The sequence below is a fragment of the Kitasatospora sp. NPDC058115 genome (genome assembly GCF_042884635.1).
In the GTDB taxonomy this organism is placed as follows: domain Bacteria; phylum Actinomycetota; class Actinomycetes; order Streptomycetales; family Streptomycetaceae; genus Kitasatospora.
On the sequence record NZ_JBHVTL010000007.1, the window covers coordinates 95941 to 118759 of the forward strand.

The 22819-nt window shown below is 74.1% G+C and carries 17 protein-coding genes; 7 read left to right on the forward strand and 10 right to left on the reverse strand.

Features of this window, described 5'->3' with window-relative positions; translation table 11 throughout:
• The first annotated feature begins 115 nt into the window (after positions 1 to 115).
• Together ACFVVL_RS09615 and ACFVVL_RS09620 are read left to right on the forward strand one after the other, a co-directional pair.
• Positions 116 to 2464 carry an immune inhibitor A domain-containing protein gene (locus ACFVVL_RS09615; RefSeq protein ID WP_387672916.1) on the forward strand — a complete coding sequence of 783 codons (2349 nt, stop codon included), beginning with the start codon at positions 116 to 118 and terminating at the stop codon, positions 2462 to 2464.
• A 411-nt stretch (positions 2465 to 2875) separates the two neighbouring features.
• The gene (locus ACFVVL_RS09620) at positions 2876 to 3745 is read left to right on the forward strand and encodes a M23 family metallopeptidase (protein WP_387672919.1); all 870 of its coding nucleotides are present in this window, start codon (positions 2876 to 2878) and stop codon (positions 3743 to 3745) included.
• Positions 3746 to 3773: 28 nt separating this feature from the next.
• Here ACFVVL_RS09620 and ACFVVL_RS09625 read toward each other — a convergent pair whose 3' ends face one another.
• Positions 3774 to 4391 (reverse strand): TetR/AcrR family transcriptional regulator, encoded by a 618-nt coding sequence (locus ACFVVL_RS09625; protein WP_380290160.1) that lies wholly within the window; start codon positions 4389 to 4391, stop codon positions 3774 to 3776.
• A 265-nt stretch (positions 4392 to 4656) separates the two neighbouring features.
• Here ACFVVL_RS09625 and ACFVVL_RS09630 point away from each other — a divergent pair, with 265 nt between their 5' ends.
• On the forward strand, positions 4657 to 6285 hold the full coding sequence (locus ACFVVL_RS09630; RefSeq protein WP_380290158.1) for an MDR family MFS transporter: 1629 nt from the start codon (positions 4657 to 4659) through the stop codon (positions 6283 to 6285).
• 83 nt (positions 6286 to 6368) lie between these two features.
• On the opposite strand, the gene ACFVVL_RS09635 is transcribed toward ACFVVL_RS09630, so the two are convergent.
• The gene (locus ACFVVL_RS09635; protein WP_380290156.1) at positions 6369 to 7331 is read right to left on the reverse strand and encodes an A/G-specific adenine glycosylase; all 963 of its coding nucleotides are present in this window, start codon (positions 7329 to 7331) and stop codon (positions 6369 to 6371) included.
• Positions 7332 to 7513: 182 nt separating this feature from the next.
• Here ACFVVL_RS09635 and ACFVVL_RS09640 point away from each other — a divergent pair, with 182 nt between their 5' ends.
• Positions 7514 to 8413 (forward strand): hypothetical protein, encoded by a 900-nt coding sequence (locus ACFVVL_RS09640; RefSeq protein ID WP_380290154.1) that lies wholly within the window; start codon positions 7514 to 7516, stop codon positions 8411 to 8413.
• A gap of 87 nt (positions 8414 to 8500) precedes the next feature.
• Here ACFVVL_RS09640 and disA read toward each other — a convergent pair whose 3' ends face one another.
• A complete protein-coding gene (gene disA, locus ACFVVL_RS09645; RefSeq protein WP_380290207.1) occupies positions 8501 to 9559 on the reverse strand; it encodes a DNA integrity scanning diadenylate cyclase DisA in 1059 nt (352 codons plus the stop codon).
• Positions 9560 to 9748: 189 nt separating this feature from the next.
• Positions 9749 to 11248, reverse strand: coding sequence for a DNA repair protein RadA (gene radA, locus ACFVVL_RS09650; RefSeq protein WP_380290152.1), 1500 nt, complete (start codon positions 11246 to 11248; stop codon positions 9749 to 9751).
• A 202-nt stretch (positions 11249 to 11450) separates the two neighbouring features.
• Here radA and ACFVVL_RS09655 point away from each other — a divergent pair, with 202 nt between their 5' ends.
• A complete protein-coding gene (locus tag ACFVVL_RS09655) occupies positions 11451 to 13373 on the forward strand; it encodes a sigma-70 family RNA polymerase sigma factor (protein WP_387672924.1) in 1923 nt (640 codons plus the stop codon).
• A 104-nt stretch (positions 13374 to 13477) separates the two neighbouring features.
• Here ACFVVL_RS09655 and ACFVVL_RS09660 read toward each other — a convergent pair whose 3' ends face one another.
• Genes ACFVVL_RS09660 through ACFVVL_RS09670 form a run of 3 tightly spaced genes read right to left on the reverse strand, consistent with a single transcriptional unit; the run spans position 13478 to position 16892 of the window.
• On the reverse strand, positions 13478 to 14149 hold the full coding sequence (locus tag ACFVVL_RS09660) for a GAP family protein (RefSeq protein WP_387672927.1): 672 nt from the start codon (positions 14147 to 14149) through the stop codon (positions 13478 to 13480).
• A 27-nt stretch (positions 14150 to 14176) separates the two neighbouring features.
• Positions 14177 to 15517 (reverse strand): DUF1254 domain-containing protein, encoded by a 1341-nt coding sequence (locus tag ACFVVL_RS09665; protein ID WP_380290146.1) that lies wholly within the window; start codon positions 15515 to 15517, stop codon positions 14177 to 14179.
• 40 nt (positions 15518 to 15557) lie between these two features.
• A complete protein-coding gene (locus ACFVVL_RS09670; protein ID WP_387672930.1) occupies positions 15558 to 16892 on the reverse strand; it encodes a DUF1254 domain-containing protein in 1335 nt (444 codons plus the stop codon).
• 230 nt (positions 16893 to 17122) lie between these two features.
• Here ACFVVL_RS09670 and ACFVVL_RS09675 point away from each other — a divergent pair, with 230 nt between their 5' ends.
• Entirely contained in the window at positions 17123 to 18163 is a 1041-nt protein-coding gene (locus ACFVVL_RS09675) for an NAD-dependent epimerase/dehydratase family protein (protein ID WP_380290142.1), read from the forward strand.
• Positions 18164 to 18274: 111 nt separating this feature from the next.
• Here ACFVVL_RS09675 and ACFVVL_RS09680 read toward each other — a convergent pair whose 3' ends face one another.
• Positions 18275 to 19324 (reverse strand): family 2 encapsulin nanocompartment cargo protein polyprenyl transferase, encoded by a 1050-nt coding sequence (locus ACFVVL_RS09680; protein ID WP_387672933.1) that lies wholly within the window; start codon positions 19322 to 19324, stop codon positions 18275 to 18277.
• Positions 19325 to 19389: 65 nt separating this feature from the next.
• Positions 19390 to 20808 (reverse strand): family 2B encapsulin nanocompartment shell protein, encoded by a 1419-nt coding sequence (locus ACFVVL_RS09685; protein WP_380290138.1) that lies wholly within the window; start codon positions 20806 to 20808, stop codon positions 19390 to 19392.
• Positions 20809 to 21157: 349 nt separating this feature from the next.
• Between ACFVVL_RS09685 and ACFVVL_RS09690 the strand changes: the two genes are divergently transcribed.
• Positions 21158 to 22246 carry an ATP-grasp domain-containing protein gene (locus ACFVVL_RS09690; protein WP_387672937.1) on the forward strand — a complete coding sequence of 363 codons (1089 nt, stop codon included), beginning with the start codon at positions 21158 to 21160 and terminating at the stop codon, positions 22244 to 22246.
• A 19-nt stretch (positions 22247 to 22265) separates the two neighbouring features.
• Here ACFVVL_RS09690 and ACFVVL_RS09695 read toward each other — a convergent pair whose 3' ends face one another.
• Positions 22266 to 22814 carry a methylated-DNA--[protein]-cysteine S-methyltransferase gene (locus ACFVVL_RS09695; protein ID WP_380290134.1) on the reverse strand — a complete coding sequence of 183 codons (549 nt, stop codon included), beginning with the start codon at positions 22812 to 22814 and terminating at the stop codon, positions 22266 to 22268.
• Positions 22815 to 22819: the final 5 nt, after the last annotated feature.

Genomic DNA, 22819 nt, shown 5'->3' on the forward strand with positions numbered 1-22819 from the left:
TCAAGGTCTATCTTTTCCGTCCACGCTTGGATCAAATGACGTCCACCTGTCTTTCATTGGTTTACCGGAAGGCCAAGAGCCGGACCGGTTTGGGGAGGACGTCACAACGTTGAAGATGACCAGGAAAGCCGCTGCGGTCGCCTCGGCCGCGGCGGTCATAGCCGCGCTCGGCGCGGGGCTGCTCCCGAGCACGGCCATCGCCGCCGGCTCCGCCCCCGTGCCGCAGGACCCGGCCGATGCCGTCCAGACCAGCACTGAGCACAACCTGCCGGGCCCGCTGACCGAGAAGGTCGAGGCCGAGTCGAAGGCCGCCACCGAGCAGCTGCTCGCCGGCACCGCCAAGATCGAGCAGCACGGCGGCGGCTCCAGCATCAAGCTGGGCAAGGACAAGTACGTCGAGCTCGCCCGTGAGCGCACGGACAAGATCTTCACCATCCTCGTGGAGTTCGGTGACGAGGTCGACAACACCACGAAGACGCCGGACGGCCGGATCAAGTACGGCGGCACCCCCGGTCCGCAGCGCAACCAGATCGAGAAGCCCGACGCGGCCACCAACAACTCGACCCTCTGGCAGGCTGACTACAACCAGCAGCACTACCAGGACCTGTACTTCGACAAGTCCGGTGACTCGCTGAAGACCTACTACGAGAAGCAGTCCTCGGGCCGCTACTCGGTGGACGGTCAGGTCACCGACTGGGTGAAGGTCAAGTACAACGAGGCCCGCTACGGCTCGGACTACTGCGGCCAGCACGTCTGCGCCAACGCGCAGGACCTGATCCGCGACGCGATCGACACCTGGGTCGCCGACCAGAAGGCCAAGGGCCAGACGGACGCGCAGATCAAGGCCACCATCGCGCAGTACGACCAGTGGGACCGGTACGACTTCAACCACAACGGCAACTTCAACGAGCCGGACGGTTACATCGACCACTTCCAGATCGTGCACGCCGGTGAGGACCAGTCGGCCGGCGGCGGCAAGCAGGGCACTGACGCCCTGTGGGCCCACCGCTCGTACGTCTACGGCACCGGCGCCGGCAGCACCGGCCCGTCCGGCAACCTGCTCGGCGGCACCCCCGTCGGCGGCACCGGCGTCTGGGTCGGCGACTACACCATGCAGCCCGAGAACGGCGGCCTCGGTGTCTTCGCCCACGAGTACGGCCACGACCTCGGTCTGCCGGACCTCTACGACACCTCCGGCAGCGGCATCGACAACTCGGTCGGCTTCTGGTCGCTGATGTCGTCGGGCTCCTGGCTGGGCGAGGGCAAGAACTCGATCGGCGACATGCCGAACGACCTCGACGCGTGGAGCAAGCTCAAGCTCGGCTGGCTGAAGTTCGACAAGGCCAAGGCCGGCACCGAGTCGACCCACCACATCGGCCCGGCGGAGTACAACAGCAAGCTCCCGCAGGCGCTGGTCGTCGACCTGCCGAAGAAGGCCGTCACCACCACCATCAACAAGCCCTACGCGGGTGCGAACGAGTGGTGGAGCGGCAGCGCGGACGACCTGAACGTCACGCTGACCCGCGACATCGACCTGACCGGCAAGACCTCCGCCTCGCTGGCGGCCAAGGCCTGGTACGACATCGAGCAGGACTTCGACTACGGCTACGCCGAGGTCTCCACCGACGGCGGCACCAGCTGGACCGCCCTCGCCGGCACCTACAACGGCGTCGCGCTGCCGAAGGACCCCTCCGGCAACGCCTCGCTGACCGGCAGCTCGGGCGACAAGTGGGGCGACCTCGTCCTCCCGCTGGACGCCTACGCCGGCAAGGCCGTCAAGGTCCGCTTCCGCTACGTCACCGACGGCGGCCTGCACCTCAAGGGCCTGGCGCTGGACGACCTGGTCGTGACCGCCAACGGCGCCACCGTCTTCACCGACGGTGCCGAGAACGGTGACAACGGCTGGACCGCCAAGGGCTTCTCGCGGACCACCGGGTCGTTCACCAACGACTACAACCAGTACTACATCGCGGAGAACCGCCAGTACGTCTCGTACGACCGCACCCTCAAGGTCGGCCCGTACAACTTCGGCTTCGCGGACAAGCCGCTCTGGGTCGAGCACTACCCGTACCAGCCCGGTCTGCTGATCTGGTACTGGGACGAGTCGCAGAGTGACAACAACGTCACCAACCACCCGGGCCAGGGCCTGATCCTGCCGGTCGACTCGCACCCGACCCCGCTGAAGTGGAAGGACGGCACGCTGATGCGCCCGCGCATCAACGGCTACGACTCCACCTTCGGCTCCCGCAAGGTCGACGGCCTGACCCTGCACCGCGCCGGCGTCGAGACGGTCGTCCCGAAGGCCAAGGGCGTCGACGAGTTCTCCGACCTGAAGTCCTACTGGTCGAAGGACAACCCGTACAGCAGCGTCATCGTCCCGAAGACGGGCACCAGCATCGAGGTCGAGAACGAGTCCTCGAACTACCTGGAGACCTGGATCCGCGTCCGCCCGGTCGACAACTGATCCGACCGAGCTCTGACGCCCGGTCCCTGACCAGGCACCGCTGAGCCGATCCGGCCCGCTCCCGCACCCGCGGGGGCGGGCCGGATTCTTCGTGTCCGGGCGCGGCGGGCGCGCGGGGCGCCTTCAAACCCACCCCTCGGGTGGTGCTGCTCACAACCCGCGGGACCGGTACGAGCGGGCGTAGTAGCGCGACCGGGCGGGGCCCGCCGGCCGCCGGCCCATGAGCGGACGATCCGACCGCATGATCGTTACTCCGTCGGATCGAATTCCGGCGCGACGATGACTACACGCCGTAGTACGTCACACGGTTTGGGACTCCGCTCGGTGACGGTTACACCTGAGTGGTCCCCCGCTCAGCACGCCCGACCGGGCTCAGTGTGCTGTCCCCGTACGTACAAGAGGTCGAGCTCCATGCCTTCCGTCCCGCCTCTGGGGCCGGCCCTGTGCCGGCTCGCCGATTCCTTCCTCCGGCAGACCGGCCGCAACCACTCCACCACCGCGGCCGCGGCCGGTGCGGCCGTGCTGACCGGCGCCCTGCTCCTCGCCGCCTCGGGCAGCGCCTCGGCGCAGACGGTCGACCCGACCACCCCCGGAAGCTCGGCGTTCACCGCGCCGCACGGGGCGTCGCCCGCCTCGGGGCTGGTCCAGGTCGCCGGCCCGAGCCCGTACACCCTGCCGTCCGAGCAGGACTCGGCCCAGGAGTACGTGGCGGTCGCGGCCAACCTGCGCACCGAGCAGGCCGCCGAGCCGCAGCCGGAGCCCGCCGCTCCGGAGGCGCCCGCCGCTCCCGCGCCCGCCCCGGAGCCCGCTCCCGAGCCCGCACCCGCCCCGGCCCCGGCCCCCGCGCCCGCCCCGGCTCCGGCTCCGGCCCCCCAGTGGTCCGCCCCGGTCCCGGGCGCGCCGACCAGCAACCCGTACGGCGTGCGCAACGTCCACTACGCGGCCGGCTACCACACCGGCGTGGACTTCGCGGTCTCCCCGGGCACCCGGCTGCTCGCGGTCGGCAACGCCACCGTGGTGTCGGCCGGCTGGGACGGCGCGTACGGCAAGGAGGTCGTGCTGCGGCTGTCGGACGGCCGGTACGCCCAGTACGCCCACATGTCGTCGATCTCGGTGTCGGCGGGCCAGCGCGTCGCGGCCGGCCAGCAGATCGGCCGCTCCGGCAACACCGGCAACTCGACCGGGCCGCACCTGCACTTCGAGATTCGCTCCGCCAACCAGTACGGCAAGGTGATCAACCCGATCGCCTACCTGTCCGCGCGCGGGGTCACCGACTTCTGACCCCCCGTCCGGACCGGGTCGCGGCCGTTCAGTCCGTCGGCGCGGGTCTGCCGATCAGCCGGCAGATCTCCAGCGCCACGTGCTGGGCGGCCACGATCGCCTCCTCGCGGGTGGCCTCCGCGACCGGCACCCCGGCGACCGCGGGGTCGGCCCCGGGCCGGTTGTCCTGCTGCAGCAGGAAGAGCGCCGAGTTGATGGTGAACAGGGACATCGCCGCGCGCAGCCGGTCCTCGAAGCTCGCCCCCGGACCGTGCATCAGCCGGACCAGCGCGATCATGCTGTCCCGGAACTCCTGCCCGGCCGGCAGGTCGCGCAGGGCGGGCTGGTTCTCCTGGAAGAAGCGCAGCAGCAGCGCCCGCTCGGACATCCCGGCCGCGAACCGGCGGATCAGCTCGTCCCGCACCTCGGGCGTCCAGGTCTGCTCGCGCCCCCAGGCGATCAGCTCGTGGATCGGGGCGGCGGTGGCCGCCACGATGCCCTGGACGATGTCCTCCTTGGTCTTGAAGTGGTAGTAGAGCGCGGCCTTGGTGACGCCGAGGCGGTCCGCGATCTCCCGCAGCGAGGTGCGCTCGTACCCGTGCTCGGAGAAGAGCTCCAGGGCCACCGCGACGATGCGCGCCCGGGTGTCGCTACGGGGGCCGTGCATCGTGCCCATCGCCTGCCTCTGACTGCGTCGTGATCCGGTTCCCCGCACCGGCCGACGGCCGCCGCGGCGCAGCGGCGGACATCCGTTCGGCGGCCGCCCCTGCGTCCATTCTTCCTGCCCAGGGCGCCTGCCCGAAAACTGGCTTGACGACCGGCTAGTGCACAACCTACCGTGCCGACGGTCCACAAACTAGCCGGGCGACAAGTAAGGAGGCCGTCGCAGGCCGCGCCGGTCGCCCGACGTCCTGTCCGGGAGACACCCACCCATGTCACAGCCAAAGGCCGACACCGGCGCCCCCGAGAAGCAACCGGCCGAGGAGGAGCAGCCCCGCTCGGCCCGAGAGATCCGCCTGGTCATGATCGGCCTGGTCGTCACCATGCTGCTCGCCATGCTCGACGGCCTGATCGTCGGCACCGCGATGCCGACCATCGTCGGCGAGCTCGGCGGCGCCGAGCACCTGTCGTGGGTGGTCACCTCGTACACCCTGGCCACCGCCGCCTCCACCCCGATCTGGGGCAAGCTCGGCGACATGTACGGCCGCAAGGGCACCTTCCTCATCTCGATCGTGATCTTCCTGGCGGGCTCGGCGCTCTCCGGCCTCTCCCAGGACATGAACGAGCTCATCGGCTTCCGCGCCCTCCAGGGCCTGGGCGCCGGCGGTCTGATGGTCGGCGTGATGTCGATCATGGGCGCGCTCGTGCCGCCGCGCGACCGCGGCAAGTACCAGGGCATGTTCGCCGCGGTGATGGCCCTGGCCACCATCGGCGGTCCGCTGGTCGGCGGCTTCATCACCGACCACCTGAACTGGCGCTGGACCTTCTACATCAACCTGCCGCTCGGTGCCGTCGCGCTCGCCGTCGTGATCGTCACGCTGAAGCTGCCGAAGGTCCGCAGCAAGGCCCGGATCGACTACCTCGGCGCGGTGCTGCTCACCACCGGCATCACCTCGCTCACCCTGATCACCACCTGGGGCGGGCAGGAGTACGACTGGGGCTCGAAGCAGATCCTCGGCCTGACCGCGCTGGCCGCGGCCACCCTGATCGGCTTCTGCTACGTCGAGCAGCGGGTCCAGGAGCCGATGCTGCCGCTGTCGCTGTTCCGGAACCTCAACTTCACCCTGGTCTCGATCATCGGCTTCGTGGTCGGCTTCGTGATGTTCGGCTCGACCGTGTTCCTGCCGCTCTACCAGCAGACCGTGCAGGGTGCCTCGGCGACCAACTCCGGCCTGCTGCTGATGCCGATGATGTTCGGCATGCTGGTGATCTCGCTGGTGGTCGGCCAGGCCGTGACCAAGACCGGCAAGTACCGGATCTACCCGATCATCGGCACCGTCGTGATGACCGCCGGCATGGTGCTGCTCTCCACCCTCTCCACCGACACCTCGGGCTTCGTCTCGGCCTGCTGGATGGTGGTGCTCGGTGCCGGCATGGGCTTCCTGATGCAGATCACCATGCTGGTCGCGCAGAACAGCGTCGAGCTCAAGGACATGGGCGTGGCCAGCTCCACCGCCACCCTGTTCCGCACCATCGGCGGCTCGTTCGGCGTGGCGCTGTTCGGCGCGCTGTTCAACAACCGGGTCACCGAGACCATGAACGAGCGGCTCGGTTCGGCCGCCGGGGCGGGCTCCGCCCAGGGCGGCGACCCGGCGCAGCTGAGCCCGGCCGCGCTCAAGGCGCTGCCGGCGCCGGTCCAGGACGCCTACCACCACGCGGTGGCCAACGGCATGCACACCGTCTTCCTGTGGGGTGCCGCGGTCGCGGTGATCGCGGTCGCCGCCGCGGTCTTCATGCGCGAGGTGCCGCTGCGCGGGGCCGGCACCCCGTCGGCCGACGCCGAGGGCGGCAAGGGCAAGAAGGGTCCCGCGGCCGACACCATCGAGGCCGTCGCGATCTGACACCGGACGCAGCCGAGGGCCCCCGTCCGCCGCACCGGCGGACGGGGGCCCTCGCGCGTGTCCGGGGCCCGGAGCCGGCGGGCCTACCGGGGCAGCCGGTAGACGCCCTGCTCGACCGGCTCGACCAGGCCGTCGGCGACCAGGCCGTCCAGGGCGCGGGCCCGCTGCACGGCGTCCGGCCAGACCGCGTCGAGCCGGGCCTGCGGCACCTCGCCGTGCGCCTCGCGCAGCACCGCGAGCAGCTTGCCGCGCACCTGCCGGTCGGTGCCCTCGTAGGACTGCCCGCGCCGGGCCGGGCCCTCGTACGGCGGGCGGCCGGCCCGCTGCCAGGCGCAGACGGTGAACAGCGGGCAGTCCCCGCACCGCGGCCCGCGGGCCGTGCAGACCAGCGCTCCCAGCTCCATCACGGCCACCGCCCAGGTGGCGGCCGTCCCGGCGGCCTCGGGCAGCAGCGCGGTCGCCGTCCGCCGCTCGGCCGCCGTGGTGGCCTGCGCCGGGTACTCCACGCCGGTCACCGCACGGGCGAACACCCGGCGGACGTTGGTGTCCAGCACCACGTGCCGCCGGCGGAAGGCGAAGGAGGCCACCGCGGCCGCGGTGTACTCGCCGACGCCGGGCAGCGAGAGCAGCGTCGCGTGGTCGTCCGGGACCTCGCCGCCGTGGTCCTCGGTGATCGCGACGGCGGCGCCGTGCAGGCGCAGCGCCCGGCGCGGGTAGCCCAGCCGGCCCCACATCCGGACGGCCTCGCCGGGCGCCTCGGCGGCCAGGGCGGCCGGGGTCGGCCAGCGCTCCATCCAGGCCTCCCAGGCGGGCAGGACCCGCTTGACCGGGGTCTGCTGGAGCATGAACTCGCTGACCATCACGGCCCAGGGCGAGGCGTCCGGGGTGCGCCAGGGGAGGTCGCGGGCGTTCTCCTCGTACCAGCCGAGGACGGTGGTGTGCAGGACGGGCAGCGGCAGCGCGAGCCCCGGCACCCCGGCGGGCTCCGGCGCTTCGGCCGGGGTCGCGGGGGCGGGGAGGGCGGGGGTGACGGTGATGGCAGCCATGGCCCTTCGATCCTCCCATGCCCGGGTCGGGAGCCGAAGCGGATCACGGTGTTCCGGACCGGGGCGCAAAACACCCCATTCGGCCTCCCTCGAACGGCGCAAATGGCGGATCATGTGAAGGAAGGGGTGACTGTGCGGTGTTGGTGCGTCAAGGGGCACACACTGTCTCGTAGAGTTTGGGCGTGCCCTCTCTGCGTCAACCCGTAGGACCGCTGCCGGCCTCGATCTACTGGCGTCGGCGCATCGTCGTGCTCGTCGCCGTCGTCGCGGTCGCCGCCCTCGTCATCTGGCTGATGACCGATCAGGGCGGGGGTGACGACGGCCCGAAGGACAAGGCCGCGCAGGCCGCACCGACCCAGTCGCAGAGCCAGACGCCCGCCCAGGCGATCACGCCGGGCGCCTCACCGACCGGGCCCGCCAACAACTCCCGCCCCGGCAGCGGCAGCAGCGGGGGCGGCGCCTCCGGCGGTGCCGTCGGCGGCGGGGGCGGCGGCGACGTCAGCGTGAGCACCGGCGGCACCACCGGCGGGGGCAGCCCGGCACCCGCGGCGGGCGGGGCGGCGGCCGGCGGGGCGAGCGGCGCTGCCACCGGCGGCGGCGCGGGCGGCGGAGGCACCGGCGGTGGCGGCACCGGCGGCCCGCCCCCGGTGAACACCCCGGAGATCATGGCCCTGCCGGTCTGCGCCTCCTCGCAGGTGACGCTCAATCTGGCCGGCGCGCAGAACGCCTACCAGCCCAAGGACAAGCCCAAGCTGGCGCTGACCATCAACAACTCCTCGGCCACCACCTGCCGGCTGGACCTCGGCCGGACCGCCTCGGCGATCACCGTCACCGCCAGCAACGGCGAGCGCATCTGGTCCTCCGGCGACTGCCCGGCCGACAAGAACAGCAGCTGGGTCCAGCTCCCCGCCAACGGCGGGCTGACCGAGACCTTCAGCTGGGACCGGGTCCGCAGCAAGCCGCAGTGCGCCACCGCCGACCCGGCGCCCGCCCCGGCCGGCACCTACCTGGTGGTCGCCGACCTCACCGGCCTCTCCGGCGGCCAGGCCTCGGCCCGTTCCTCGATCCGCCTGGAGAACTGAACCGCCCTCACCGGCACGGCACGACAGCAGGGAGCCCGGACCGCTCAGGCGGTCCGGGCTCCGGCGTTCACGGGCGGTGCGCCCGGCTCAGACGTAGCGCTCCAGAATGGACGATTCGGCAAGCCGGGACAGCCCCTCGCGGACCGAGCGGGCCCGGGTCTCGCCGACGCCCTCGACCGTCTGCAGATCGTCGATGCTCGCGGCCAGCAGCTTCTGCAGACCGCCGAAGTGCTCCACCAGGCGCTCTATCACCGTGTTGGGCAGGCGCGGGATCTTGGCCAGCAGCCGGTAGCCGCGCGGCGAGACGGCCGAGTCCAGCGACTCCGGCGAGCCCGAGTAGCCGAGCGCCTTGGCCACCGTCTGGAGGTCCAGCAGCTCGGCGTGGGTCAGCGCCTCCAGGTCGGCCAGCACCTCGTTGACGGTCCGGCCCTTCTTGGCGGCGCGCTCCGGGAAGTAGTCCCGGGCGACCAGCTCGCGCTCCGGCTCCACGCCCGCGATCAGCTCGTCCAGCTGGAGCGAGAGCAGCCGGCCGTCGATGCCGAGCTCCAGGACGTACCCGGCGATCTCGGTGGCGATCAGCCGGACCATCTCCAGCCGCTGGGCGACGGCGGTGACGTCCCGGACCGTCACCAGGTCCTCGATCTCCAGGGCGGAGAGCGTGCCGGCCACCTCGTCCAGGCGCAGCTTGTAGCGCTCCAGGGTGGCCAGCGCCTGGTTGGCGCGGGACAGCACGGTGGTGGAGTCCTCCAGCACCCGGCGGGTGCCGTTGACGTACATGGCGATCAGCCGCATCGAGTGCGAGACCGCGACCACCGGGAAGCCGGTCTGCCGGTTGACGCGCTCGGCCGTGCGGTGCCGGGTGCCGGTCTCGTCGGTCGGGATGGTGGAGTCCGGCATCAGGTGGACGCCGGCCCGGACGATCTTGGTGATGTCCTTGTCCAGCACCACGGCGCCGTCGAGCTTGCACAGCTCGCGCAGCCGGGTCGCGGTGAACTCGACGTCGAGCACGAAACCGCCGGTGCACAGCGACTCGACGGTCTTGTCGAAGCCGAGCACGATCAGGCCGCCGGTGTTGGCCCGGAGCACCCGCTCCAGGCCGTCGCGCAGCGCGGTGCCGGGGGCGATGGCGGTGAGGGAGGCCCGCAGCAGGGCCTCCTCGCGGGAGGACTTGTCCGCCCGGTCGCTGGCTGCCACGTGACTCCTCCGGTCGACCCCGTACCGCCCGCCCTCGCACGGGGCGCCGGCCTGCGGTCTGTTGCTCTGTCGCTTAGTACTGCCTTATCACCAATGAGACAGGGGAAAGTCTAACTGCGTGCGGCAACGACAGGGCTTGGGTCAGCGCAGTTCGTCGGAGTCGAGCGGCTCCCACCCGTCCATGAGCTCCTCCGGGTGGGCCGCCGGCCGGGGCGCGCGGGGCGCCGGCGGCGCCGACGGGGACTCAGCCTTCGGCCTGGCGGCGGCCCGGCGGCGGCCCGGGATCGCCCGCAGCGCCTCGCCGATGTCGGCCACCTCGACCACCTTCATGCCCGGCGGCACCTTGCCCGGGTCCGGCGGGACGAGCGCGTGGGTGAAGCCCAGCCGGTGCGCCTCGGCCAGCCGCCGCTGCACACCCGTCACCCGCCGCACCTCGCCGGCCAGACCGACCTCGCCGATCGCCACCAGGTTGCTGGGCAGCGGGGTGTCGGAGGAGGAACTGGCCACCGCGAGCGCCACCGCGAGGTCCGCCGAGGGCTCGGAGAGCTTCACCCCGCCGACGGTGGCGGTGTAGATGTCCTGTTTGCCGAGCTTCACCCCGCCGTGACGCTCGACCACGGCCAGGATCATCGCGATCCGGGGCGACTCCAGGCCGGAGGTGGTCCGGCGCGGCGAGGGGATCTGCGAATCCACCATCAGCGCCTGCACCTCGGCCACCAGCGGCCGCTTCCCCTCCAGGGTCACGGTCAGGCAGGTGCCCGGCACGGGCTTGTCACGCCTGGTCAGGAAGAGGCCGGACGGGTCGGCCAGGCCCTCGATGCCCTCGTCGTGCAGCTCGAAGCAGCCGACCTCGTCGGTCGCGCCGTAGCGGTTCTTGACCCCGCGGATGATCCGCAGCCGGGCGTGCCGGTCCCCCTCGAAGCTCAGCACCACGTCCACCAGGTGCTCCAGCAGGCGGGGGCCGGCGATCTGGCCGTCCTTGGTGACGTGGCCGACCAGCAGGGTGGCCATGCCGCGCTCCTTGGAGGCCCGGATCAGCGCGCCCGCCACCTCGCGGACCTGGGCCGGGCCGCCGGGTGCGCCGTCCAGCTCGGCGGAGGCGATGGTCTGCACCGAGTCCAGGATCAGCAGACCGGGGCCGACCGCCTCGATGTGGCCGAGGACGGCGCCGAGGTCGGACTCGGCGGCCAGGTAGAGGTGCTCGGAGAGCGCGTTGATCCGGTCGGCGCGCAGCCGGACCTGGCCGGCCGACTCCTCGCCGGTGACGTAGAGGGTGCGGTGCTGGGCGGTGGCCGCCTTGGCGGCGACGTCCAGCAGCAGGGTGGACTTCCCGACGCCGGGCTCGCCCGCCAGCAGCACCACGGCGCCCGGGACCAGGCCGCCGCCGAGCACCCGGTCCAGCTCGGGCACGCCGGTGGAGCGCGCCGTCGCCACCTGACCGTCCACCTGGGCGATCGGGCGGGCGGGCGCGCTGACCGGGCCGGCGGCGGTGGTCCGGATCGGCACCGCGCCGTACTCCTCGACCGTGCCCCAGGCGTTGCACTCCGGGCAGCGGCCGACCCACTTGGGCAGCTGGTTGCCGCACTCGGTGCAGCGGTAGGCCGGGCGCGGCTTGGCGGTGGTCTTGGTACGGGCAGCCATGCGGTCACCGTAGCGCCTGGGTACGACAGGGCGGGGCGACGGGCGGAGCAGCGGGCGGGGCGACGGGCGGAGCAGCGGGCCGGGGCCGGGACCCGTGAGGCCGCCGGGCGGGGTCCACGCATGGGCGATGTTGTTACCCGAAAGAAGTACAACCGGGCGGAATCGCCCAGGCAGGGCTGGTGCGCTCTCTACCGTCGGACGGGTGACGACGAGTACGGAAGGGCCGCGCGACGCCGTCCTCGCGGCGTACGAGCGACAGGTGGACGGCCTCTTCACCTACTGCCTCTCGGTGCTGTGCGAGCACGACGCCGCCGAGGCCGCCCTGCGGGAGGTGCGCGAGCTGGCGGTCCGGCACGGCGGCCGGCTCGCCGAACCCGGGCTGGTCCGGGCCTGGCTGTACTCGCTGGCCCGGTACTGCTGCCTGCGGCGGCTGGCCGACGGGGCGGCGGGCACGGCCACGGGCGGCGACCGGAGCGGGGCGGGCCGGGACGGCGGGGCGGAGGCGGTCCGGCGGCGGCGCGAACTGGCCTCGCTGGCCTGGCCCGAGGCGGCCGGCACCGGCCCGGAGCAGCGCGAGGCCCTGGAGCTGTCCGTCCGGCACCGGCTCACCCCGATCGAGGTGGCAGCCGTCCTCGGACAGCCGTTCGAGACCGTCCGGGCGCTGCTCGCCTCCGCACGGGCCGAGGTCGGCCGGACCAGGGCCGCCCTGCTGGTGCTCGGCGTCGGCAGCTGCCCCGAGCTGGACCGGCTCGGCGGCGCGGGGGCGGAGAGCTGGCGGGACTGGGTGCTCGGCCCCGCGTTGCGCCGGGAGCTGGTGCAGCACGTGGTGGACTGCCCGACCTGCCGGGGCACGGCGGAGCGGGTCGCGGGCGAGGTCCCGGAGGACGGGACGGCGGGCCTGTCCGGGCTGCCGGTGCTCGCCGCGCCGTCCGGCGGCAGCGCGGTCCCGGGCGGGACCGTCGTGTTCCTGCCCTCGGCGGCCCGGCGCCCCGGGCGGGGGGCGCCGGCACCCGCGCCGGTGGCCGAGCCAGGGCTCCGCTTCGACCAGGGCGGGTTCCCCCGGCACCGCGCGCCGGACGCCGGGCGGGGGCCGACGGTGCGGCGGCGGGTGGTGACCACCGGGGTGCTGGCCGCCGTACTGGCCGCGCCGGTCGTCGCCCTGTGGGCCGGGCACCGGGGCGGCGGCGGGCCCGGGGTGGCGGCGGTCTCCTCGGTCCGGGTCGAGGGGGAGCGCTCGGCGGGGGGTGCGGCAGGGGGTTCGACGGGGGGCCGGGCGGGCGGACCGGCGGGCGGCGCGGCGACCGCCGGTGGCTCCCCGGGGTCCACCGGGGCGGTCGGCGCCGCGATCGGGGCGGCGGGCGGGGCCTACCGCGGGTCCGGTCCGGCGGTGGCCGGGATGGAGCTGGCGGGGGCAGGACCGCTCACTGCAGAAACGTTGCTGCCCGGGGTCCAGGGGCCGCTGGTCCCGGTCCCGGCGCACGGGGCGAGCGCGCTCGGCGGCCCCGCCCTGGTCGCCGCCCCGGCGGCCGGGCCCACGCCGGTCCCCGCCGCCCCGGTGGGCGGCGCGGGAGGGGCGGGCGGCACGGGCGGGGCGGCGGAGGAGGCGCCCGCGTCGGGTGGTCTGCTGACCGTCGAGGCGGGCGAGTACGGCAACCGCACGGTGCTCACCCTCACCAACTCCGGCGGCACCGAGATCCACTGGCACGCCGTCGTGGACGCGCCCTGGCTGCGGCTCAGCCGCGACGCGGGCACGCTCGCGCCCGGACAGCGGATCACGGTGATCGTCGGCGTCGACGAGGACCTCGCCCCCGCGACCCGCTGGACCGCCCGGATCGCGCTGCCGCCCTCGCAGGCGGTGGTCACCCTGGAGGGCGGCCCCCGGCACCGCGGCGGCGCCACCCCGTCCCCGACGGCCCCCGCCACCGCCGAACCCACCGCGAGCCCCACCGCCCCCACCCCGGCCCCCACGACCACCCCGTCCCCGAGCGCCACGCCGACGCCGACGCCGGCTCCCACGCCGACAGCCACACCGACGCCCGAGCCGACCGCTCCGGCGTCCCCCTCCCCCTCCACGTCCACGTCCACGTCCACGTCCACCGCCACCCCGGGTCCCACGCCCCGATGAAGCCGGACACCCTCCGCCGCACGAGGACGACGCCCACGATCAGGCCACAACCCCAGGACGCGGCCCCGCGAACCGCGTGCCGCACCGCGGCGGCCGGGTCGGGGTCAGGTGGTGAGGCCCGACAGGGCGGTGCCCAGGTGGGCGGTGGCGAGGGTGAGGAGCAGGGTGAGCAGGATCGCGGTGTTGTGGGTGGCGGCCCAGGCCCTCCACTCGTCCAGCCGGCGGGTGGCACGGGAGCCGCCGCGGAGATGGACGGCCAGGGGCAGCAGGGTGCCGAGCGACCCGATCAGCACCAGCAGCGCGGCGGCCCCCGCCTTGCCGGGGGCCGGGCTGCCGCCGGTTCCGACGGCGACGGCGGCGGCGACGGCCAGCAGCAGGTTCTTCGGGTCGCCCGCCAGCAGGGCCGCCCCCAGGGCGGCGGACCGGGCGGGGGTGGACCGGTCGACCGTCCGCATCCAGGCCGGCGGCCCGTGCACCCGGCCCTCGCGGGGACGGTCCCACCATTGGCGCGCGCCGAGCAGCAGGAGCAGACCGCCCACGGCCAGCTCGAACCACCACGACCAGTCCGGGCCGGCGACGTCCCCGGCGAGCCGGGACCCGAGCGGCACCACGAGGGCCGTCACCGCCGTCAGCGCGGCCGCCCAGCCGGCGGCGAACGCCGGCCCGTTGGCCGGGCCCCGGGGCGTGGCGAGCAGCAGGACGGTCGCGATCAGCGCCATCGGGGTGATCGCGATGCCCGCGGCCGAGGCCAGCATCCGGCCGACGGCATCACCCATCGCGCGTCCTTCCTGGCGGGCCGCGCCCTACGCCCGGCGCAGCGGCGGGAGGCGGTAGGTGCCGTCCAGGACGGTGGGGCCCGGGCGGTAGAGGCGGATCACCGGGCGGAACGGGCCGGCGGGGGTGGGGAGCCAGTTCGCCGCCTCGGACGGGGCGGTGGGGCGCTCGTGGCGGAGGTGGAGGGTGAGGCCGCCGTCCGGGTCGGGGCGCAGGCCGGGGGTGCGGCTGCCGATCGCGTAGCGGGCGGCCGGGTTGGCGACCAGGTGCTGGTCCGGGAGGCCGTACACGGTGAGGGACCAGAACTCCTCGGCCGGCGGCAGCCCGTCCGGCGGGAAGCGCAGGGTGTACGGGTGGGTGCCGTCGAGGGGGCGGCCGTCGGCGTCGTCGGTGGTGCCGGCGTGCAGGGCCTCGTACGCGTGGCAGCCCCAGAGGCCGGCGCGGGCGGCGGCGGCCCGGCTGAGGTAGGCGGCGCGGCGGTCGGGGATCCGCCACTCGGGTTCGTCGCGGGTGCCGGGGCCGAGGAAGGCGGTGTTGTGGTCGAACAGGTGGAGGGCGGCGCGCCATTCGCCGGGCGGGTGGTCCTCGGGCGGCCGGGTGGCGTCCTCGACGCGTTCGCGCCCGGCGGCGAGTCCGGTCGCCAGGGCGAGCGTCCAGTCGGGGGCGGCGGCGCGGTACGGCGAGGGACCGGTGTCGAGGAGGCCGAGCGGTGCGAACCGCTGCTGGTAGTCGCGGTCGGCGGCGGCGGGCGGGTAGGCGGCCAGCCAGACCCGGAGCCGTTCGAAGAAGGCCAGCCGCTCGGGCACGTCGGGGTCGGGGGCGGGGAGTCCGGCGGCGACTCCGCCGGGTTCCAGCGGTTCGAGGACGAGCCCCTCCTGGAGGGCCCGGACCCGCGGGAGGTCGTCCGGCCCGGCGCAGGCGAAGCGGCCGACGAGGGTGGCGACGGTGGTCGGTGCGGCGATCACCCGGTCGGGGTCGGCCGGGGTGCCGTGCCAGTCGGGCGGGACGACCAGCCAGGTGCGGGCCGCGCCGCCGGTGGCGCGGCTGCCGAGGTAGGCGAAGTTGTCGGTCCACGCGTCGACGAACTGCAGCACGTGGTAGGCGCCTGCGGTGTCGGGCAGGTGCAGCAGTTGCGGGCCCTCGGAGAGGTCGAGGGGGGCGACCGAGTAGAGGACGTCGTTGTTGACGGAGGCGAAGTCGTCGTCCGGGCCCGCCAGCCGGGTGGCGTGGGCGAAGCGGTTGAACGGGGTGGGCGGCAGGACGCCCAGGCCTCCGTGCACGAAGCGGTCGACCGTGGTGAGGCCGGCGACCAGCGGATAGCCGTAGACGTAGGCGTCGGCGGCCAGGGCCTCCAGCTCGGGCTGGTTCATGGGGGTCCTTCCCGGGTGCCGGGGCGGGCGGGGGCGGGGGTCAGCGCAGGGTGAGCGGCGGTGGCGTCCAGCGGCCGTCGAGCACGGACGCGTCCGGTCCGTAGAGACGGATCACGACGGTGAACGGGCCGTCCGGGGCGGGCAGCCAGTTGGCCGAGTGGTCGGCGTCGGCGGGCCGCTTGTGCTGGACGTAGAGGGTGAGCCCGCCGTCCGGGTCGTGGACCAGGCCGGGGGTGCGGTCGCCGACGGAGTAGCGGTCCAGGGCGTTGTCGACCAGGTGGAGCCCGGGCAGCGCGTACATGGTCACCGACCAGAAGTGCCGGGCGGGCGGCAGCGCGTCCGGCGGGAAGCGCAGCAGGTGGTCGTGCTCGCTCGCGTCGGGCGGGCGGTGGCCGGCGGCGTCGGCCTGCCAGCCGCCGTACCAGGCCTCCTCGACGGGCAGCCCGTACAGGCCGGTGAGCGCGCCGACCGCCCGGTCGAGGTACCGGGTGCCGAGCTGTTCACGGGTGCCGAAGAGTCCGACGGAGGACTCGGCGCGGGTGGCGGCACGGGCGAGTCCGGCCTTGGCGTCGGCGATGCCGCGCTCGATCTCGGCGCGGACCGCCAGGGGCAGGGCGGCCGGTTCGAACTCGCCGCGGCCGTCGATGCCGAGGTCGGCCAGCCGGCCGCGCAGCCCGTCCTCCTCGGGCGCGGCGGCCTCGGCGGGCAGGAAGCCGAGCAGGAAGTCGAGGAAGACGAAGAACTCGACGGTGTCGAGCACCTCGTCGCGCCAGACCGGCCAGACGGGCTGCGGGGCGGGCTCGGGCTCCGGCGTGCCGGCGTAGGCGTGCAGCGGACGGAGGCGGTACTGCTGCTGGACCGCGGCGAGTTCCGCGATGTCCGCGGGGGACGTCCCGCCGAGGTGGGTGCGGCCGAGGATGCCGGCCAGCCGGGTCGTGGTGCGGATGACGCTCCTGACGCCGGGCGGGGGTTCGCCGTGCCAGTCGGGGCCGGCCACCAGGTGGTCGCCGGCCTCCTGGCCGGTGGTCCGGGAGCCGACGAACCCGGCGTAGACGGTGTCGAGTTCGTGCACCGGCAGGACGTAGTAGCGGTCGGTGGCGGGGACGGAGAGCACCCAGGGTTCGGTCCGCAGGTCGAGCCAGGCCCAGGAGTACGGGGTGTCGTTGTTGGGCGTGACGACGTCGGTGTCGGCCGGGGTGGCGGGGCGCGGGTAGTGCCGGAAGACGCCGAAGCCGCCGGTGTGGCGCGGGTCGGCGTCGTCCAGTGCCTGGGTGTACAGGGTGCGGTAGTTCTGCAGGACCGGGTAGCCGCGGATCCACGCCTCGGCGGCGGTCGCGCGGATGGTGTCCGGGTCCACGAGTGCCGGGTTGACCATGGTGGCGCTCTTCCCTGCGCCGTGCCCCGGGGCGGGGCGCGGCGGCTGCGTGACGGACGGGGCGGAGGGACGTACCAGTACGAATCGGATGCTATGCGGGCCCCCGGGGGTCGGCATCTCGGCCGCCGCGGGCCCTCCCCCGGCCATCCGGGGCCGCCCGGACGGGCACCGGCCTCCGCCCGTGGCGAACGCCGGTATGCGGCAGTGGAGGCCGGGACAGCCTTGCCGGTATGAAGATCCTTCTGCTCGGCGGCTCGTCCTTCCTGGGGCGGGCGTTCGCCTCCGAAGCCCTCGCCCGCGGCCACGAGGTCACCACCTTCAACCGCGGCCGCACGGCCTCCGACCTGCCCGGTGTGGAAGCGGTGCGCGGCGACCGCGACGCGGCCGACGACCTGGCCCGGCTCGCCGAGGGGCGGTCCTGGGACGCCGTGGTCGACACCTCGGCCCAGCAGCCCGCCCAGGCCGCGCGGTCCGCCCGGCTGCTGCGCGACCGCGCCGGCCACTACACCCTGGTCTCCTCCGTCCACGCCTTCACCGACTGGCCGGCCCGGGTGGTCGACGAGACCTCCCCGCGGCACCCGTGTCCGGCCGACACCCCGCCCGGGCAGGAGTTCGGCACCGCCCTCAAGGCCGGCTGCGAGCGGGCCGTCCTGGAGCACTTCGGCGCCGGCCGTGCGCTGCTCCTCAACAGCGGGCTGCTGATCGGCCCCCACGAGCAGGGCGGCCGGCTGCCGTGGTGGCTGGAGCGGATGGCCCGGGGCGGGCGGGTGCTGGCGCCCGGCGAGCCGGGGCGGCCGATGCAGCTGATCGACGTCCGGGACTTCGCGGTGTTCGGGCTGGACCGGCTGACGGCGGGCACGGCCGGCCGCTTCATCACCACGGCGCCGCCCGGCCGGCTCACCTACGGGGAGTTCCTGGCGGGCTGCGCCGCGGCGGCCGGTGACGGCAGCGTCGAACTCGTCTGGGTCGCGGACGGGCCGCTGACGGCCGAGGGACCGGACAGCGTCCGGCCGTGGAGCGAGCTGCCGCTCTGGATGCCCGACGTGCCGGAGGCGGCGGGCACCTGGCGGGCCGACACCCGCCGGGCCGAGGCGGCCGGGCTGCGCTGCCGGCCCTTCGCCGAGACCGCCGCGGACACCTGGGAGTGGCTGCGGCAGCGCGGGCCGGCGGACGACACGGAGCCGGACGGGCGCAAGCGCGGCCGGATCCTGCACGGCATCGAGCCGGCGAAGGAGCGGCGCCTGCTGGAGGCGCTCGCCCCGGCGCGCTGACCGGGCGGGACCGGTCCCGCCCGGCGGGCAGGCGGCGGCCGGGCCGCTCCCCCGGCGCCCCCGCACCCCCGGCGCTCCTCGCGGCGTCCCGCTGCCCCGGCGGGCGCCGGCTCAGTGGGTGCGGCGGGTGACCAGCTCGGCGAGCGCGAGCAGCTCGTCGGCGGCCGACGGCTCGGGCACCGCGAGGGCCAGCTGGGTCATCGCCGCCGCCATCCGGTCGCAGGACTCCCCCTGGGACCAGGCGCGCCCGCCGGCGCCCTCGACGGCGGCCGCGCAGGCGGCCAACTCCTCCCCGGTGAGCGGCCGTTCCAGCGCGTACAGCTCGGCCAGCCGGGCCCCGTCGGGCGTGCCGGAGCCCAGCGCCGCGACCACCGGTAGCGACTTCTTGCGGACCAGGAGGTCCGCGCCGACCGGCTTGCCGGTGACGGCCGGGTCGCCCCAGATGCCGATCAGGTCGTCGATCAGCTGGAACGCCAGGCCGATCTCCCGGCCGAAGCCGTCCATCGCCTTGGCCGCCGCCTCCGACCCGCCCGCGTACCGGGCGCCCATGGCGCAGGCGGCGCCGAGCAGCGCCCCGGTCTTGGCCTCGGCCATCGCCAGGCACTCGGTCAGCGAGACGTCGTTGCGCTGCTCGAAGGCGCAGTCGATCTGCTGGCCCTCGCAGAGCTCCACCACGCAGTCGGCCAGCCGGCGCACGGCGTCGCCCGCGGCCGGGTGGCCGTCCTCGGCGAGCAGCCGCAGGGCCAGCGCGTGCATGGCGTCCCCGGCCAGGATGGCCTCGGTGGTGCCGAACACCAGCCAGGCGGTGGGGCGGTGCCGCCGGGTCTCGTCCCGGTCGATGATGTCGTCGTGGAGCAGCGTGAAGTTGTGCACCAGCTCGACGGCGGCCGCCGCGGCGGTGGCCGCGGCGGGGTCGCCGCCCAGGGCCTGGGCGGCGGCGAGCACCAGGGCGGGCCGGATGGCCTTGCCGGAGGACGCCGTCGACGGTGAGCCGTCCGCCTCCCACCAGCCGAAGTGGTAGCCGGCGACCCGGCGCATGGTGCCGGGGAGCGAGTCCACGGCGGCCCGGAGCACCGGGTCGACCAGGGTGCGGGCGCGGGCGAGGACGTCCTGCGCCTCGTTCCCCTCGCGATGGTCGCGCTCCAGCGTGAACATTCCCATGGGTCCTCCCCCTTGGTGGTGCGACGGGCCGGCCCGGGGTCGGGCCGGCCCCGCCGCGGTCGGCCCTAGCGGTGCGTGATGTCGACGTTCTCCAGCACGCCGACGGCGTCCGGCACCAGAATCGCGGCGGAGTAGTAGGCGCTCACCAGATAGGAGATGACGGCCTTCTCGTTGATGCCCATGAACCGCACCGAAAGGCTCGGCTCGACTTCATCGGGAATTCCGGTCTGGTGCAGCCCGATGACACCCTGGTTGTCCTCGCCGGTGCGCATGGCGAGGATCGAGGTGGTCCCGTTGACGATCGGGATCTTGTTGCACGGGAAGACCGGCACCCCGCGCCAGCCGAACACCCGGCGGCCCTGCACCTCGACGGTGTCCGGGTAGAGGCCGCGCCGGTTGCACTCGCGGCCGAACGCCGCGATGGCCCGCGGGTGGGCCAGGAAGAGCTTGGTGCTGCGACGGCGGCTCAGCAGCTCGTCCACGTCGTCCGGGGTGGGCGGGCCGGAGTGGGTCTGGATGCGCTGGTCGTAGTCGGCGTTGGCGAGCAGGCCGAACTCCGGGTTGTTGACCAGCTCGTGCTCCTGGCGCTCGCGCAGGGCCTCGATGGTCAGCCGCAGCTGGTGCTCGGTCTGGTTCATCGGCTGGTTGTAGAGGTCGGCCACCCGGGTGTGCACCTTGAGGACCGTCTGGGCGACGCTCAGCTCGTACTCGCGCGGCTTGAGCTCGTAGTCCACGAAGGCGCTGGGCAGCTCGTACTCGCCGTGGTGGCCGGCCGAGAGGTCGATCGCCGCCTCGCCGTGCTTGTTCTGCGGCTGCTGGAACCCGGCCAGGTACTCCATGACCTGCAGCTGGAGCGCCTCGGAGCGGTCGGCGAGCTGCTGGAAGTCGGAGAACCGCAGGGACAGCAGGGTGCCCGCGGTGTCCGCCCGGACGGCGTAGGGCCAGGTGGCGTTCTCCTGCTGGAGCACCTCGTCGCCCAGGTGGTCGCCGTCGGCCAGGGTGCCGACGACGGCCTCCTCGCCGTACTTGCCCGTACCGAGGCGGCTGAGCTTTCCGTACGCGATGATGAAGACCTCGTCGATCGGCGACCCCGCCGAGACCAGGACCTCACCCGCGGAGAACTCGCGTTGGACGAACCGCCCGGCCAGTTCCTCCAGCACGGCGTCGTCCGGGAAGCCGCGCAGCACCGGCACCTCGCGCAGGGTCGGCGCCAGGATCCGGGCCTCGCTGCCGGTCCGGTCGAAGCTGACCCGGCCGCGGCCGACGGCGTGCCGCAGCCGGCGGTTGACGCGGTAGGTGCCGGCCGAGACCTGGACCCAGGGGAGTGCCCTGAGCAGCCAACGGGGGCTGATCTCCTGCATCTGCGGCGCGGACTTGGTCGTCGTCGCGAGGTTCCGCGCGGCGGCCGTGGCAAGACTCTGCTGCTCCCCGGCCTGTGCTTCACCGCCCGGTGCAGGAATACCGACGTTGGTTTCGGTCGACATAGGAAGCCCTTCGCGTGCCCGTACCCGATGAAGTGTCGCCTTGCAACTTGCAACAATCATGGTGACCCCGTTCGGAGGGGCGCCGCAATCACTCTTTCGGGTGGTCGGGATAACCGAAAAAATAGTACGAATAGAATGTCTGATCGATATTCATTCGATCAAGTGATCTAATTCTTTCCGGAATGAAACCCTCCGGTCTGCTTCCCCGGGCCGTGCGCCACCGGCCCACCCCGCGTACGCGCCCGTTCGGGAGGCCGCTAAGGTGCCACCTCAAAGGGCCACGGGCCACTGGACGAGCGCGGCCGCGAGACAGCCCTTCCCCTCGTTCACCCCTGCCCTGGGAGGCCCCATGAGCGCCCCCGTCACCGTCTGGCTCAACCGCACGTACGCCGAGAACGTGTTCTTCATCGAACAGTTGCGCGCCGCCCCGCGCCCGGTCCGGATCCACGCGACGCACGCCGACCCCGACTCCCCCGTCCTCGCCGCCGCCGACACGGCCGGCCTGGAACCCGCCGACCTCACCCCCGACGCCTACGTCGCCTTCGCCCTCGACCACTGCGCCCGCCACCGCGTCGACGTCTTCGTGCCCCGGCTGCACCAGCTCGCGATATCCCTGCACCGCCAGGAGTTCGAGGCCGTCGGCACCGCCCTCGCCTGCCCGCCGGCCACCGCGATCGCCGCCTTCGAGAGCAAGGCCGACGGCTACGCGGCGATGGCCGACGCCGGACTCCCCACCCCGCCCTGGTGGCTGGTGCGCACCGCCGGGGACCTGGTCGGCGCCGTCGACCGGATCGAGGAGTCCGGCCTCACCGCCTGCCTCAAGCCCGCCTCGGGCGCCGGCGGCGAGGGCTTCCGGGTCCTCACCCGCGAGCCGTTCGGACTGCACCGGCTGGCCGGCTGGGACAGCCGCGTCCAGGTCGACCAGGTGGTCGCCGCGCTCGACCGGGCGGCCCGCGAGAACCCGGACGCCACCACCGAGTTGCTGGTCATGCCCTACCTCGACGGCCCCGAGGTCTCGGTGGACTGCCTCGCCGACCTGGACGGCACCCTGCTCGCCGCCGTCGGCCGCAGCAAGCACCGCCGCCGGCGCAGCTTCACCACCGCGCCCCAGTACCTCGAACCCGCCCGCCGGCTGGTCGAGGCCACCGGGATGGCCTACCTCTCCAACGTGCAGTTCCGGCACCTGCGCGGCGAGCCGGTGGTCATCGACGTCAACACCCGGCCCTCCGGCGGGCTGCACCAGCTGCGCCTGTGCGGGCTCAACCTGCCCTGGAACGCGGTGCAGTTGGCGCTCGGCGAACGGCCGGACACCGAGTGGACCGGGGACCCGGCGGGCATCGAGTACACCCTCGTCTCCGGGATCCAGCCGGTGCTGCCGCCGCTCGCCCCGGGCGGGCCGGCCGGACTGGCGGCGGGCGCCGGCCAGCTGGTGCACTGACGACCCGTCATCACGGCTGCTAGAGCGGGCCGTTCCAGTCCAGCGTCGGATCGAGCACACCCTCCAGGGTGAGCAGCCAGCGCTTCACGTCGATCCCGACCCGGCCGCCGCCGAAGCCGCCGATCCCGTCCGCCGCCACCACCCGGTGGCAGGGCACCAGCAGCGCGACGGGATTGGCGGCCATCATCTGCCCGACCGTCCGGGCCGCCAGCCCGGGTTCCTCGATCTCGCCGAACACCCCGCTGCGGTCCGCGAGTTCGCCGTAGGTGATGGTGCTCCCGAACGGCACCTCGCGCAGCAGCGTCTGCAGCACCGCCCGGTGCGGGCCGGTGCTCAGGCTCCAGTCGATCGGCAGGTCCAGCTGCCGGCGGCGGCCCGCGAGGTACTCGCCGACCCGGCCGGTGACCGCGGAGATCTTCGACTCGTCGGCGCAGCGCGGGAGTTCGCCCTCCCGGCCGAGGTAGCCGGCGGCCGCCACGCCCTGCGCGGTCACCGCGACGTGCAGCGGGCCGCTCGGCAACGGGGTGTCCACCGTCAGCCAGGCCATCGGCGCCGTACGCTCTGCCACGTCGT